16 protein-coding genes and 2 pseudogenes are annotated in these 15128 nt (G+C 41.8%); 14 read left to right on the top strand and 4 right to left on the bottom strand.

What is annotated here, in order from left to right; genetic code table 11:
* Window positions 1–145, top strand: a pseudogene (locus K7397_RS22155) (transposase); the annotation flags it as partial.
* Window positions 146–276: 131 nt separating this feature from the next.
* On the opposite strand, the gene K7397_RS07105 reads toward K7397_RS22155, so the two are convergent.
* The 3 genes from K7397_RS07105 to K7397_RS07095 form a co-directional block, all read right to left on the bottom strand.
* Window positions 277–1317, bottom strand: a complete 1041-nt coding sequence (locus K7397_RS07105) for an alpha/beta hydrolase (protein ID WP_223067259.1) — start codon at window positions 1315–1317, stop codon at window positions 277–279.
* A gap of 39 nt (window positions 1318–1356) precedes the next feature.
* Window positions 1357–1725, bottom strand: coding sequence for an ArsR/SmtB family transcription factor (locus K7397_RS07100; protein ID WP_223067244.1), 369 nt, complete (start codon window positions 1723–1725; stop codon window positions 1357–1359).
* Between the two features lie 387 nt (window positions 1726–2112).
* Window positions 2113–3021: a LysR family transcriptional regulator gene (locus K7397_RS07095; protein WP_223067243.1), complete on the bottom strand. Its 909-nt coding sequence runs from the start codon at window positions 3019–3021 to the stop codon at window positions 2113–2115.
* 119 nt (window positions 3022–3140) lie between these two features.
* Between K7397_RS07095 and K7397_RS07090 the strand changes: the two genes are divergently transcribed.
* The 12 genes from K7397_RS07090 (at window position 3141) to K7397_RS07035 (ending at window position 13549) form a co-directional block, all read left to right on the top strand.
* Complete coding sequence (locus K7397_RS07090) at window positions 3141–4442, top strand: amino acid permease (RefSeq protein ID WP_223067242.1); 1302 nt, start codon at window positions 3141–3143, stop codon at window positions 4440–4442.
* A 240-nt stretch (window positions 4443–4682) separates the two neighbouring features.
* Complete coding sequence (locus tag K7397_RS07085; protein WP_223067241.1) at window positions 4683–4868, top strand: hypothetical protein; 186 nt, start codon at window positions 4683–4685, stop codon at window positions 4866–4868.
* 18 nt (window positions 4869–4886) lie between these two features.
* Window positions 4887–5438 carry a PemK-like protein gene (locus K7397_RS07080; protein WP_237690735.1) on the top strand — a complete coding sequence of 184 codons (552 nt, stop codon included), beginning with the start codon at window positions 4887–4889 and terminating at the stop codon, window positions 5436–5438.
* Between the two features lie 277 nt (window positions 5439–5715).
* Window positions 5716–5823, top strand: coding sequence for an SDR family NAD(P)-dependent oxidoreductase (locus tag K7397_RS07075; protein ID WP_223067240.1), 108 nt, complete (start codon window positions 5716–5718; stop codon window positions 5821–5823).
* Window positions 5810–6358, top strand: a complete 549-nt coding sequence (locus K7397_RS07070; RefSeq protein ID WP_223067239.1) for an SDR family NAD(P)-dependent oxidoreductase — start codon at window positions 5810–5812, stop codon at window positions 6356–6358. Before K7397_RS07075 ends, K7397_RS07070 begins: the two co-directional genes overlap by 14 nt.
* 13 nt (window positions 6359–6371) lie before the next feature.
* Window positions 6372–7370, top strand: coding sequence for a beta-ketoacyl-ACP synthase III (locus K7397_RS07065; RefSeq protein ID WP_223067238.1), 999 nt, complete (start codon window positions 6372–6374; stop codon window positions 7368–7370).
* A gap of 42 nt (window positions 7371–7412) precedes the next feature.
* A complete protein-coding gene (locus K7397_RS07060; RefSeq protein WP_223067237.1) occupies window positions 7413–8411 on the top strand; it encodes an NAD-dependent epimerase/dehydratase family protein in 999 nt (332 codons plus the stop codon).
* Window positions 8401–9240, top strand: a complete 840-nt coding sequence (locus K7397_RS07055) for an MBL fold metallo-hydrolase (RefSeq protein WP_223067236.1) — start codon at window positions 8401–8403, stop codon at window positions 9238–9240. Before K7397_RS07060 ends, K7397_RS07055 begins: the two co-directional genes overlap by 11 nt.
* The gene (locus K7397_RS07050) at window positions 9228–10553 is read left to right on the top strand and encodes a F390 synthetase-related protein (RefSeq protein WP_223067235.1); all 1326 of its coding nucleotides are present in this window, start codon (window positions 9228–9230) and stop codon (window positions 10551–10553) included. The genes K7397_RS07055 and K7397_RS07050 overlap by 13 nt, the downstream gene beginning before the upstream one ends.
* Before the next feature lie 28 nt (window positions 10554–10581).
* A complete protein-coding gene (locus K7397_RS07045) occupies window positions 10582–11730 on the top strand; it encodes a glycosyltransferase (protein WP_223067234.1) in 1149 nt (382 codons plus the stop codon).
* A 162-nt stretch (window positions 11731–11892) separates the two neighbouring features.
* On the top strand, window positions 11893–12297 hold the full coding sequence (locus tag K7397_RS07040; protein ID WP_223067233.1) for a hypothetical protein: 405 nt from the start codon (window positions 11893–11895) through the stop codon (window positions 12295–12297).
* On the top strand, window positions 12287–13549 hold the full coding sequence (locus K7397_RS07035; protein ID WP_223067232.1) for a glycosyltransferase: 1263 nt from the start codon (window positions 12287–12289) through the stop codon (window positions 13547–13549). The genes K7397_RS07040 and K7397_RS07035 overlap by 11 nt, the downstream gene beginning before the upstream one ends.
* Window positions 13550–13721: 172 nt before the next feature.
* On the opposite strand, the pseudogene K7397_RS22150 reads toward K7397_RS07035, so the two are convergent.
* Window positions 13722–13867 (bottom strand): annotated as a pseudogene (locus K7397_RS22150) (IS4 family transposase); the annotation flags it as partial.
* A gap of 253 nt (window positions 13868–14120) precedes the next feature.
* Between K7397_RS22150 and K7397_RS07030 the strand changes: the two are divergent.
* Window positions 14121–14573: a hypothetical protein gene (locus K7397_RS07030; protein ID WP_223067231.1), complete on the top strand. Its 453-nt coding sequence runs from the start codon at window positions 14121–14123 to the stop codon at window positions 14571–14573.
* The last annotated feature ends 555 nt before the right edge of the window (window positions 14574–15128 follow it).

The raw sequence follows: 15128 nt of genomic DNA, 5'->3' as shown, positions 1-15128 counted from the left end.
TTCCCGGATGAAAACATATTTGACCGCAGAGACCATGCATGTCTGGGGAATTCGGAAGGTGACCACTCACCAATATCTGAACGCAATTGTACTGTTGGCCTCTGCACTGGCGATGGCACGTCAGTCAGCTAAAGTCGCTGCTTAAATTTTTGAACGAACAGAAATTCTGCAGGTCTGCCCTTTTTTATGTCCGAAGTCACCTGAGACGAAAATACACCACCAACTACTCCTTAGATTCTGCTGTCTAATTCTCAATCACGGAATTATGCAAAATGCTCATTTTATAAAAGTATCGGACATCCATTCATAAAATTTATTCTTTTCTTCAAATTGTGGATAATGAGCTGATTTCTCAAAAGTAATAAATTCTTTTTGATCGGCTTCAATCATATCAAAATATTTTTTTGCTGCATTGTAGGATGTATCATAGTCATATTTACCCATGACAAAATAGAAAGGGATTTTAAGTTTTGTTACGATATTTGGTAATGGATTTTCCAATATATCATTTAACAACATCTTTTGAGAATATGCCATCCCATAGTTATAACGAATTAAATCTAGTAAGTTATACTCACTGCTTAATAAAACACCTATGTTATCACCATCGGGGTTATCAATGAGTCTTGCAGACCCGCCATATTTCATAACATAATTTCGCGGGGTAACCGTATCGCCATTTTTGATCTGTTCAGTTAATCCTTGTAAATATACAACATCATCCGTATTGCCAGCCTTTTGAGCCTGATCAATACAGTAATTCAAACTTTCAATCTCACTTTCTCTTGTATCACTCATCTGCCCGATCCCAATATAGGCTTCATATTTTTCAGGGGCTTGATAGGCAGCTTGCATTGCAATATACGTACCAAAAGAATGACCCATCAGTATGACCTTTTCTTTACCAAGACGTTTTGATATATAATCTGTCATGGCTAATAAGTCCTCTACCAATAAATCTGTTGAAAGCTTGGAATAGTCCTCAAAAAAATGATATGATTTTCCACTTGCTCTTTGGTCGTAATGAACAACCGTAAACTTAGTTTCCAACAAGTCTTGGTATTTGTCGACATACGGTATTTCTGGAGTTCCAGGTCCTCCATGTACAACAATAATAACAGGATTATCCTTATCATTGCCACGTATCATAATTTCAAGATTACTTCCATTTATCTCTACTTGTTCTAATGTACTTATACTGTTATCACCTTTTATATCCGGAGTCCATGTAGGGAAAAAAAGTGCTATTATAAGTAATATTATAATAATTACTCCGATATTTCTTAAAATTCTTATTATTTTTTTGAAATTTTTCATATTCATTCTGTTCCTCCAAATACTGTAACTGTAATGCTTTTATCTTTCAGACTTATCCTGAAACTTAGTTATAAATGATTCTATATTATTGAAAAGTCTGGTAAGTTTTAAAATATCACTCTTTGTAATATCTACATAATAATAATTCTTTGTTCCTTCTCGAGTAACTCCAATTAAATTTGCATCTTTTAGCACCTTTAGATGGTGGGAAACTGCTGGACGAGATAAGTTAGTCTTTTTGGTAATTTCTCCAACCCTAATCCCTTTCTCACAGTCACATTCACCTTCAATCAGCGCAATAATAATAGATTGACGGGTTTCATTTCCAATCGCTGTTAATTCTTTTTGACAATCACTATATTCTTTCGCTAATTCTTTCAACCAATTTGAATATTTTGACCTATGCAATATTAAGCTCCTCTGTTTAATGATTTAATCTTACGAACCATAGTATCATAGAAGAAAACTTAAAATAATATTGGGAAAGAAAATCGAGACAATAAGAAGGGGTTAAAATATTCCGGCAAATACCTGGAAAGGCAGGGCCGCAAGCCCCGTTCTTACCAAATGCGCCGCAATGAGCGGGCCTATGCCGGCCCTTTTGGCAGGCGGAATTACTTCGGCGACATAGGTTAGAGCGACAGGGGAGAATGTCGCTGCGGCGGCTCCCTGCAGACATCTCTGCAAGAGTTACGTAAAGGGAGGACAGGATCAGCAGAGCCGACCAAAACAACAAGAGAGTTCGGACAAGTATCGCCAACCGATGAAATCGTTGCGGAAATCGAGGCGAAGGTGTTATAGCGAATCTTCTTGTCGCCATTTTACGGCGTGTCGCCGGGTGATGAGCAGAAATTCGTCTAAAGCCGGGGATTTCCATTTCTTCGCGTGATAAGCGATCTGGGTGGCAATCCGCTGCGGGGTGTCATCCCAGGCGAGCTTGGCCAGTTTGCCGTCACGAAGCTCATTTTGCACGGTAACCAGCGGGAGCAGGGAAATACCAAGTCCAGCCATGACGCACTGCTTGATGGCCTCGATGCTCCAAAATTCGAGATTGAATTCCGGAAATACGCCGTGGCTGTTCAGATGCCGTTCAAATAAAGTCCGGTAGGTACAGCCCGGCTCGGTATTTAGGATCGTTTCATCCTTCAAGTGGAAGGGCTCCACGACTTCAAGGGAGGCGAGAGGGTGATCTACAGGGGCAACCAATGCCATCTTCTCGTCGATCAGGATTTCCTTGTGCAGATCTTTATCCTCGGTTTCAGGCTGCATCAGAAAGGCGAGATCGAGTTCGCCAGAATGGAGCAAACCGGAAAGTTCCCAGCATAGGCCCGGCTTTAAAATAATTTTTACTTTAGGGTAACGTTTCCGGTATTCCCGAATGATTCCCGGCAGGCGAAAAGCGGCGAGGGATTCGGGCGCACCGATGACCAAAGTACCGGCTATTTCCTCCTCAGAACGAAGTGCGTCCTTTGCGAGGGTGTGCATTTTGGAGATTTCCTGAGCGAACGGCAGCAGACGCCGGCCTGCGTCGGTCAGTATGATTTTTTTGCCAATCCGATCAAAAAGCGGAGCTTCCAATTCGGTTTCCAGGGCTTGAATTTGCGCGGTAATGCTGGACTGGGCATAGTCAAGCTTAAGGGCCGCCCGCGTGAAGCTGCCCGTTTCCACTACGGTCAAAAAAGTATGCAGATGGCGAGACTCCATGGCAACCTCCCTATCATCGATATTTCGAATGGATACGATTTGAATTTTCTGTTTTTCCGATGAACCCATTATCTGATACGATAATCAAAAATACAACAAGGAAAGTGTGATCATGAATCATGGCAAATTCGAATCAGATTCCAAAAACAATCGGGATGCCGCAGGCCATCGCCCTGTATATCGGCGCCGTGCTGGGGTCGGGGATACTGATTGTTCCCGGCTTGGCGGCTGAAATGGCCGGCCCGGCTTCACTGCTGGCATGGGGATTTATGACCCTGCTTGTACTGCCTATGGCGCTAACGATGGGCATGCTGTCGGCTAAATTTCCGAATGCCGGGGGCGTCTCCCATTTTGTAACGCTGACGTTCGGTCGGAGAGCCGGGGCGCTCGTCGGCTGGTTTTTTCTAATGTCGGTACCTATCGGAGCTCCGGTAGCCGCTATAACCGGGGCCGGTTACATGACGGCAGCCATGGGCTGGGGTGAAGGGGCTCGGTTGGCCATAACCATCATCATACTGGCGGCCGGGCTGCTGACCAACGTGATCGGAATGAAATTGGCGGGCAGGCTGCAGATTGCTGTCGTTCTCGCCATTACCGTCGTACTTCTGATGGCGATTGCAGCCTCTTGGCCCAATATGAAGGTCTCTCATTTCACGCCGTTTGCTCCCCATGGATGGGTAAGCATCGGGCAGGCGGCAGCTATATTGTTCTGGTGCTTTATCGGCTGGGAGGCGGTATCCCATTTATCCGAGGAATTCACCGATCCGCAGCGCGCAGCCATCAAAGGAATCAGGGTCGCCGCCGTTATAGTGGGAGTGTTGTATTTTCTGACGGCGCTGGCCACGGTGGGTACGCAAAGCTACATCAAGGCTGGATCGGACGCATCGCTTGTGTGGGTCATCAGCCGGCTTCTGGGACGCTTTGGAGCGCTAGTTGCAGGAATGACAGGCATTTTTATTTGTACAGCTACCATTATCGCCTATGTGGGCGCGGCTTCCCGGCTTGCGTATGCCTTGTCCAGGCAGGGCGAGGCCCCCAAATGGATGGGGCTGTTGTCCAAACGTTATCAAACGCCTATTGGCGGAATCGTCTTTCTCGTCTTTTGCTTTATAGTTGTGCTGTCTTTGTACGGAAGCGGCGCGATGTCCCTGACTACGCTTATACAGTTTCCCAATGCAACCTTTATTTTGACCTACCTTGGCGGCTGTGCGGCGGGAATTCGGCTGTTAAAAGGCAGCTTTTGGGGTGTGGCCATCAGCCTGGTATCTTTCATCTCAACGGCCATTGTTTTCCCATTCGTGGGATGGGCGATTGGTTATCCGTTTGCTATTGTAACGGTATACTGGGCTGTGAGAAAGCTGAGAAACAAACGGCACGGCCAAGCGGTGTATCAATCTGGAGGGGAGACGCTGAAGCCGTAGAAAGGATCGGAAGGTGTGCCTTATTCATCAAACAGTTGACCTGCTTATCTCTTCTTGATGACGACGATTGTAGTCGTCTTTTTCTTTTTCATAATATTGTATGTGGTAAGTGAACATGATAATCTATTAGTAGAAAAAGGTTGGGAAATAGTGGGGAATAATTGACCTTTTTCTTAGTCTATTATTCCATTTTGACTCATAGAATAACCTATCAAATATTTGATAGGAGGATGAGTTAAAATGGCTAAGAAAAAAGGAGGAAAAAAGATGAATGCTACCGTTCCAAAACTTTACTTGGTAGGCAGTTCTCCTTCTAAGATAAAAACTCAGAAAAAAAAATCGGATCCATATAAGGCTGTTCCTTTTCACAAAATGAGCGAAAAAGATAAGCGTGAAAGCATGGAAGCTATGAGAGATGACGATTAAATAGACGGGGGTTTTCAATTGGAAGGATTGAAATACTCAGATTACGACCAGTGGTCTGAAATCAGTAAACAGTATATATTTGAAGCGTGGGTTCCCTTTGTACCCGACAGACCACTTGATTTTTTTGTACATAATGAAGGTAGTGTAACTGAAGGATTTATTACTTCTGTTATTGATGATAGAACAGTGTATTCAATTCATAAAGCAGTTATCCCTTTAAAGAGAAGAAAAGTTGTTATTTTAACTGCCGATAGTCTTTGTAAGGATAAATACTATCCAGACATCTTAGTTGCCAAAATTGTTTCGATTAAAGATCATCATCGAGATCAAGAATGGTATAAGCTACTAGTTCAAGATAAACATGCACTCTTTGTCCATCTTCCAGCCGAGATTACTGGAGAAGAAAGTTATATAAATATGGCACAAGTCACTTCTATCGGTAAAAAACTGCTAATTGAGAAGAAAAACATTTTATCAGCAGGACGTATGCAGCTAGTAGAACGAAGACATAAAGAATGTATCGACTTAGGAGTAATTAAAACTGAGATTGAAGAAGCTATTAATGAATAAACACTTAAGGTCACTCCCCTCAAAAGGAGTGGTTTTTTTGTTCTTGTAATTTCTTTCTCGTACAGGAAGCGTACGGCGGAAGACGACCCGCTAAGAAGAAATTTGCTGATCGAGTACAACCATTAATCCAGGTTACCCATTGTAACTCGATAAAGAGATATAATGGGTTTATTTTTTTCAGTGTAACAAGGTAACCAAACCCATTTATAGAAGAACTTGAACAGCTTATTCAGGAAAATATCGAAATAAACATAGTTCGGAGGGGACTAGTGGTATAATGGACAAGCGGGCATTAATTACAGGTGCATCTTCCGGTTTCGGAAAAATATTTGCTTACGAACTCGCCAAAATGGGCTTTTCGTTAGTGCTGATTGCTTGTCATTAATTCCGTCGGTTTTGGCATCATAGGAGATTTACATCAAATTCCGCTGGAAACCGAGCAGGAAATGATTGATGTCAATGTAAAGGCATTGCATTATTTTACAAAAGCTTATGGGCTTGAAATGGCAAAGAGAAGAGATGGAGGTATCATCAATATAGCCTCTACGGCGTCATTTATTTCTATGCCTAACTTTAATGTCTATGCTGCTACCAAGGCATTTGTCCTAAGCTTTACGGAAGCTGTCTCTAAGGAACTTCAGAAGGATCATGTCCACGTTATGGCCTTATGCCCCGGACCTGCCTATACCGAGTTTTTTGATATAGAGAAAATGAATGAGCTTAAGAAAAAGGCCAGAAACATCCCGCTTATGATGCAGCCTGAAAGGGTTGTAAGAGAAGCCATTTACGCATTCGAAAAAAAGAAGCGAATCTGTATTCCCGGCGTACGAAATAAACTTCTTAAATGGATTTACGGGTTAATCCCGAGAGAAACCATTTTAACGATATTGTACCGATATATGAGGGTTAATAACGGATAGTGGAGGAATTCAAATGCAGCATAGATACACGAAAATTTTAGGGTCGGGTACATATTTGCCGAAAAGAATCGTGACGTCTGCCGAGATCGATCATAGAATAGGGGTTCCGGAAGGATGGTCTGAAAGAAAATCCGGAGTGAAAATCAGGCATTTCGTCGAAGACGAAACGGCTTCATTCATGGGGGCGATGGCGGCGAACCGAGCTTTAGAACATGCAGGGTTAAGCCCAAATGATATCGATTGCATCATCGGCGCCAGCGGCACCATGGAGCAGCCTATTCCTTGCAATGCCGTTTTGATCCAACAAGAACTGGGCTTAGGCAGCTCAGGTGTACCTTGCTTTGATATGAACTCAACCTGTCTTAGCTTTCTGGCAGCGCTTGATGTGGCATCCTATCTGATCGAAGCTGGAAGGTATAGCCATATCCTGCTGGTTTCCAGCGATATTTCATCGGTTGGACTGGATTGGCAGCAGCAAGAGAGCAGCATTCTGTTTGGAGATGGAGCAGCCGCTTTTGTTGTTGGAAGAAGCCAATCAACCGAAAATAGTAGAATACTGTCATCAAGATTAGAGACTTACAGCAAAGGAGCCCATTTGTCTGAAATCCGCGGGGGTGGAACCAAGGTTCACCCAAGAAAGCATACCGAATCAACAAAGGGCGAATTTCTGTTTGATATGAACGGCAGAGCTATTTTTAAAATGGCTAGCGAGTTAGTTCAAAGTTTCTTTGCAAGATTATTTGAACCGTGCGGCATGTCGATGGAAGAAATGGACATGGTCATTCCGCATCAAGCCAGTCAAGCGGCCATGAATCTGATGAGAAAGCGCCTGGGAATCGATGAGGACAAGTTTATGAATATCATAGAGAATCATGGCAATGTTATCGCTGCATCCATACCTATGGCTCTCCATAAAGCCATTGAACAAGAAAAAGTGACCAGAGGCGATAAAATTCTGCTGTTTGGCACATCTGCAGGGCTGTCTCTCGGAGCCATGATCCTTGAATATTAATTTGCCTTGGATAACAATTATTTTCAAGATAGGTGATGAGATATGAACGTATTGGTTACTGGAGGAACCGGGTTTCTTGGCAGCAGGCTGGCTTTAAAGCTGAATGAGTTAGGTTATCAGGTTACGGCCATTGGAAGGAATGAAGCCGCTGGTCATAAACTGGCGAATGACAACATTCATTTTGTCAGATGTGATTTAAGAGATACGGAACAAGTGTTTCGTTTATGTAGAGATAAGGACTACGTTTTTCATTGCGGGGCGCTCTCGTCGCCTTGGGGAAAATACAAAGACTTCTATGACATCAATGTTGGGGGAACGCATAATGTGATTGAAGGCAGTAAAAAAGCCGGCATTAAAAGGCTCATTCACGTTTCAACTCCCAGCATATATTTTGATATGAAAGATAAATGGAATATAGCGGAATCCGATCCTTTACCCATACGGCCTATTAATCATTACGCCAAAACGAAATTGATGGCAGAACAACTATGTGATGCTGCATATAAAGCGGGGTTGCCTGTTATCGGGATCAGGCCGAGGGGGCTGTTCGGACCTGGCGATACAAGTATCATTCCGAGATTGATCCGGGCAAACAGCAAGTTTGGAGTCCCCATCATCAATAAGGGCAAAGCGTTAGTAGATGTTACGTATGTAGACAATGTCGTGGATTCGCTTATACGATGCAAAGACTCGGACAATAGTACACTAGGTAAAATGTATAATATCACCAATGGTGAACCGATGTATTTTATTGATTTAATCGAACGAGTATTTCGCCAGCTGAATTTGGATTTCCGCCCCAGGATGATCTCTTTTGACACCGCTTATAGAGTTGCATCCATGATGGAGTTGATGTCCAAAACAATTCTGTTTGGGAAAGAACCCATTTTAACAAAGTATTCCGTAGGGGTACTCGCTAAAAGTCAAACGCTCAGTATCAAAGCAGCGCAGGAAGAATTAGGATATCAACCGAGAATAAGCATTGAACAAGGGATCGAGCAATTTGCCAGGTGGTGGAGCGAGGCCAGCCATGATAAATAAAGTACAAATCTTTTACGCCGGTTACTGCATCCACCCGGAATGCATGGTCATTAAACATGGTCAATTCAGAAAAGCGAAATTTCCAGCATTATTTGCGCTTTTAGAACACGATAAATATGGCAGCATACTTTTTGATACGGGGTATACGAAGAGATTTTTTTCGGAAACGGAGAGGTTCCCCTTTAACATTTATTCCAAGTTGACGCCTGTAGTTTTGGAAGACGGAATAAGCGCTAAGGAAATCCTGGAATCGGAAGGTATTCACGCCAGCAGTATCAACTACGTCATTATTTCGCATTTCCATGCCGATCATATTGGTGGTCTTAAAGATTTTAAGTCTGCCCAATTTGTATTTAACAGCGATTCCTATGATGCAGTTAAGGACAAGAGGGGGATTAGCGCTTTAAGGTCAGGCTTTCTTCGCGGCTTGTTGCCTGAAAATTTTGAAGAAAGAGCCATGCCATTGACCGACACAATGAAAATGGATATTTCTGAAGCAGCAGCTCCGTTTGAAACAGGGTATGATTTGTTTGGAGACAAAAGTATTATTCTTGTCAAATTACCTGGGCACGCCATAGGACAAATTGGAGCGTTGGTTACAGATCGAGATCACCATGAGTATTTTTTTGTGGCTGATGCAGCATGGAGGAGTGATGCCTATAGACAGTTCAGACCTCCAAATCCAATCGCGTATATGATTATAGATCAGCGAAAAGAGTATATAGAAACTTTGGGGAAATTGAACAAGCTTTATTTGCGCAGACCGGAACTTCAAATCATTCCTTCTCATTGTATGGAGGCTTTCGGGGAGAAAATATGGATAACTTAGGATTGCTGCTGACAAGTTACATGAAATACAAATATTTGTATCACTTTAAAAACAGAGACCGATTTGAGCAATGGCAAAGCAGAAGAATAAAGCGATTTCTAAAGAACATCATTCCAAAATCCAGATTTTATAGTTCTTTCTATAAAGGATTGAATATTGAGGATTGGCAGCAATTGCCTACAATCAACAAGCAAATCATGATGGATCATTTTGATCAGCTAAATCTATATGGCATTAAGAAGGAAGAGGCTTTTAAGATCGCTTTTGAAGCAGAGAAGAGCCGGGATTTTTCGCCTCAGCTTGGTGATGTTACCATAGGTTTGTCTTCGGGAACCTCCGGCAATCGTGGTTTATTTTTAGTAAACTCGAAAGAACGGGCTGTTTGGGCAGGAGCGATCTTAGCCAAGGTGCTGCCGGACGGCCTTTTCGCTCAAGAAAGGGTAGCTTTCTTTTTAAGGGCCAATAGCAATTTATACGAAACTGTCCACTCCAAGAGAATTCAGTTTAAGTTTTACGATATATTATACCCTGTAGAAAAACATGTAGAAGAGCTTAATTCCTATCAGCCCACCATACTGGCAGCCCCGCCTTCCATTTTAACCAAATTAGCTCACAAGATCCAACAAGGACAGTTATTTATTCATTGCAAAAAAGTGATTTCTGTCGCTGAAGTATTGGAGCCGATCGACGAACGGTTTATTCAGGAACAATTCAAGCAAACCGTGCATCAAGTGTATCAAGCAACGGAGGGCTTTTTAGCAACCACATGCAAGTATGGGACACTGCATTTGAATGAAGATATTATTAGTATTCAAAAAGAGTATATCGACATGGAATCCGGCAGGTTTATGCCTATTATCACTGATTTCACAAGAACATCGCAGCCCATTATCCGCTATAGATTAAATGATATTTTAACGGAAAGAAAAGATCCATGTCCTTGCGGTTCGTGCTTTACAGCGATTCATTCAATTGAAGGCAGAACCGACGATATTTTCTATCTCAGATCCAAAACGGATGATCAATTCATCGAAATTTTCCCTGATTTTATAAGAAGGGAAGTCATGATGACTTCTAATCAAATTAAAGAGTACCAAGTGGATCAAACATCGCCGGATGTTATCGAACTCTATTTAAACTTTGGGGATCATTGTAAAAATGAATCGATCGTGGCCGCATTAATTTCCAATTTAACTCGTTTATTCACATCCATGAATTGTATCGTCCCGAACATGGTATTTATGGGAGAAATCAGTGAGCAAAGCAGTGGTAAGAAATTAAGAAGAGTCCAAAGAAAATTTTTATTGGAATAGATAGCATTTTTTGAAGGAGATCGAGGTAATGAAGGAACTCTTCTATGTGGGCTTTATTGCTTTTATCGTTTTGCATGGTGTGAAAATAACGTTTGCGTTGCGGTACTGGAGGAAGTGGCACGAGGATCGCTTCAGTTCTGACGAAGGTGAAGACAACATTTCAGTTGTCCAGCCGATTTTATCCGGCGATCCGTCTTTGGAGCAAAATCTAATTGAAAACTTGCAAAACTCAGTAAGTGTTAACTTTATTTGGCTGATTGATAAGCGTGACGTGGAAGCACAGAGAATTACTGAACATATATTAGAACGCCATCTGAAGGATCGAAGCAGAATTAAAGTGCTGCATTTGGATGATGTTCCCCAAGGTTTAAATCCAAAAATGTATAAGCTGGAACATGCAAGGCCTTTTTTGAAAAAATATACGGTTGTGCTCGACGATGACACGGTGATCCAATCCAAACATTTGCAGCAAGCCGTAAATCTTCTGGAGCAAAAAAACGGTTTAATTACCGGAATCCCTTATTACCATAGTATGGGAGGGCTTTATTCCCATTTAGTGACTGCATTCGTTAACTCCAACTCCCTGTTTAGCTATCTTTCGATGGCATTTGTAGCAGAGCCAAAGACCATTAATGGGATGTTCTACATCACAAAGAGTAAACTTTTAAACGAACTGGATGCATTTAAAAACGTAGAAGATAAACTTTGCGATGACTACGAGATGGCCAAGCTGTTTAGGCAGCACCAAATTCCATTGATACAAAGCGTCATGCCTTGCAAAGTCATGACAACGATCAAAGATTTCAAGCACTATAAGAAATTAATGAAGAGATGGATGGTTTTCGCCAATCAATTTTTAAAACAAAATATATCTTTTTATACCATGCTCATCGTCATCATTCCTTCCTTATTACCCGGCTTGATGCTGGTCACATCATTGCTGCTGGGTGCAAAGTTTTTTCTATCATTTTTAGGCATTCATTTCATAAAATCCTATATGACCAGTCGAGTCAGAAAGCGATTATTAAAAAATGAGGAAACATTTTCAGTAGTATGGTTTGAACTATTAGCTGATTATTTGCAAATCATTCACTATGTCCATGCCTTGGTATCTCCGCGAACGATTCAATGGCGCAACATGACGATTCATATGGATAAGGACGGAATGAGGTTTTAAAGATGAAGACCTATATTAAATTATTACAAACCCTTGATGTAAAGGATTCTTTATTTGTTCATCAGAAGAGGATAGCGTTTCTTTTAAGCGGACAAAGCGATCTGAAGCATTCTGAACTCTCTTTGGAGCAAAAGAATCTGCTTAGGCTGCAAACGAGCGAACATGATCCTGGCATCTTACAGAAATATGATTCAGTTTGTTTATTCCACCTTTAATAAAAGCTACAAGCAGCTTATAGCGAAGCATCTGCAGCCGATTTTCGATGGTAACCGGGAGATTGTTGTCATCTGTCAAAGCTCCGGATTACATATGCTTAAAGCAGCGCTTCCTTTTATGACGCTCTATCAAGAGCTGAAGATTACCGTCATTGCGCTTGGACCGGTAACCATTGGAAGGTTTCGTGAGGATCGATTTAAACTGGTTGTTTTTAAGGGATATAAGGACTGGGTTTCCCAATGTTTTGACCGGCAGCCTGTTGACTACTGGGTATCTTGCAATCATTTCGAATATTGCGGGTGTCAAGAGCTGATTGATGCATTAGGCGGTGTTTTGGACAATGAACATTAAAATCGACTTTATCGCTCCTCCTTATAGCGGGCATTTAAATCCATTAATTGAACTGGCGCTGCCGCTTCAAAACAAAAATTTTGATATCAGATTTATTACGGGGACTCAAAAGATTGATTTATTAAAAAGCTTAGGCTTTGAAGCTGTACCTATACTGCCCGGACAACCTGATGCGATGGAGAATATTTCAAATACCGATAAACCTGTAAAAAGTAATTTCTTTCTATTGCTGAAACAGCTAAAAGAGAATTTAGCCCTCATCCCGACTTTAAAGCAAGAACTCGAGGTTCTGTTAAAGGACAATCATACCGATCTTGTAGTCGCTGATTTTGTGGCCGTACCGGCAGGAATGGTGTGTGAAGAAATGAGCATCCCATGGATCACAACCATCCCAACTCCCTTTGCGATTGAAACTCGAATGGGTACACCAAGTTATTTAGGCGGACTCCGGTATGGGAAGTCTTGGTCACATAAAATAAGGAATGCGGTTGGCCGAAGGATGGTTCACGCCTTCAAACAAGCCGTTCAGTTTTTGTGCAGAGATGAGCTGGAACATTTAAACTACAGAATATATAGAGAAGATGGGACTGAACGAGCCTACTCATCACAGTCTATATTAGGTTTAGGGATCGAAGAGTTCGAATTTGAGAGAGATTGGCCAAGTTCATTCCGCTTTATTGGAGCATGCTGCTGTTCGCCTGAACCTTCTATAGATTTAAAAATGCCTTTTCATGAATACAATCAATCGGTTCTGGTCAGTTTAGGAACGCATTTGGAGTGGGCCAAACAAAAATTGGTAAATGACGTTCAATTTCTAGCTGCCCGTTTTCCTGAGGTGCTCTTTGTAGTTTCGTATGGCAGACCTCATCATAGGAGCAGCGAGTGGGTTTACCGCGATCATAACGTGGTTGCTTTTGAATATGTACCCTACAGCCAATATTTAGATCAGTTTGATGCTGTCATTCATCATGGCGGATGCGGCATCACTTATAACTGTATTCAATATTTGAAGCCCTGTTTAGTCATTCCTCATGACTACGATCAGTTTGATTATGCAGCACGAATCGAATATCACAACATTGGAATAAGAACAACCAAGATCCGTTCGAATCAAGCTATAAAAAGTCTTAGAGATATTTTGCAGGATAACAGGAAAGAAGAATTATCGGCATTCAACCGCTGCATGCAGAAATATAATCCGCCCGATGAGCTGGAGAAAGAGATCTATCGTATGCTGGGGGTTCACCGTTGAAAGGGGTGGGGTGTTCCTTGTAATTGCAGGCTTTTTTCTTTTTCACAGCGTACAGGCACGGCCATCGCCCACATAAAATGAACAGACCGAAGCGATATCGCTCATTTCTTCAGGAGATGTCAGCATTGCTCGGACTATTCAGCGCGATTGCCTTATTCATCAAACAGTTGACTTTCTGATGAAACAAAAGAACGAAGAAGAGTTGGAACAGTTGGGTGAAGCTAAAGCCAAATCGCTTACGAAATCGGACTTGATGCAGATATTCAGGACTTTCAGTTCTTGAAACGCGGACTTAAATTCTCTTGGTAGTAGATTCAGATCGGGTTGTTCATTTTATCATGAGAGAAGACACCTCTTCAGTGTGGTAGTAGAAGCTTGAGACTCTTTACCAATCGAAGGGGTGTCTTTCTATCTTGCAAGGCGGTGACCCCAATCTTAGTATGAGGAACACTGCTGGTTTTGATCAGTTCGTAAATCACATTACGGCCAACATGATCGATCACTATGTTGTTTAAGTAAACACTTTAAAATATGGTATGATTATTATAATAAAAGTATTTGGAGGAAAATTATGAAAGATTATGGATTGCAATTTTCCCTGATGGGTCTTTTGTTATACGCATTACAGCTGCTTCCTAATATAATTTGGAAGCTTGTACCTCCAGCAAATAATGTGCTTACAAAAAACAGTTCTGCCTATAATATACTGAATATTATAGAGGGATTGTTTGGAATGATAACGGTTATTCTGATGGTTGTTCTGATAAGCAAAGGCGAAGGAAGAAGCAGTAACTATTATATTGGACTGGCGATTCTGTTTTTGGCATTCTATTATATTTCATGGATTTTCTATTATAATGGGGTAGTTGCTCCGTGGTTACTCATCCTAGAAATTGCTTCCATGCCGCCTTTGTATTTCTTTTTTGTTGGACTTTGGATGAAAAACTATGTTCTCCTCGTTCCGTGTGCTATTTTTGGAATTGCTCATATTTTGATTACGTGTATTAATTATTTAGGATCTTAAAGTATTTTTATTAAAATATTCATGGTTGAGTGCGGCCAATACTTAGGGCTTGCTGAACAATCCAAATCCTTAACTGCCACAAAAAAAGAATTGTAGCTGCTTTTGTCAAATTCATCTGCAAGGAAATACCGGAAATCGAACCAAAACTCTTGCAGATGGAGGTACTCACCGTGTTTCATCGAAGCGAAAACATACCCGATCTTCTCGAAAACTTTTACCTTCCTTTTGGCGGGAAATTAAACCCCAACAATCGATGCGTACAATTGACCAAGCTCGTCTCTTGGGACAAAGCTGAGGAGAAGTATGTCCAGACCTAAGGGTCTCCAATGGTGGGGCAAATAGGCGCTCGGCTCCCTGCTGATCAAAGAACGTTTGGGTTTAAGTGATAGGGAGACACTTTGCAGATCATGGATAACCCATATCTCCAGTACTTCCTCGGTTATAACGGATACGCGGATAAAGAACCCTTTCACCACCTCGCTCCTGACGCATTTCGCGCCCGTTTGGGAGCAGTATAGTTTTGGCCGATATAATCTACCGCAACCGGGAGAATCA

The sequence above is a fragment of the Paenibacillus caui genome, from assembly GCF_019904135.1.
In the GTDB taxonomy this organism is placed as follows: Bacteria; Bacillota; Bacilli; order Paenibacillales; family Paenibacillaceae; genus Fontibacillus; species Fontibacillus caui.
This window is presented reverse-complemented; position numbering and strand designations above follow the sequence as displayed.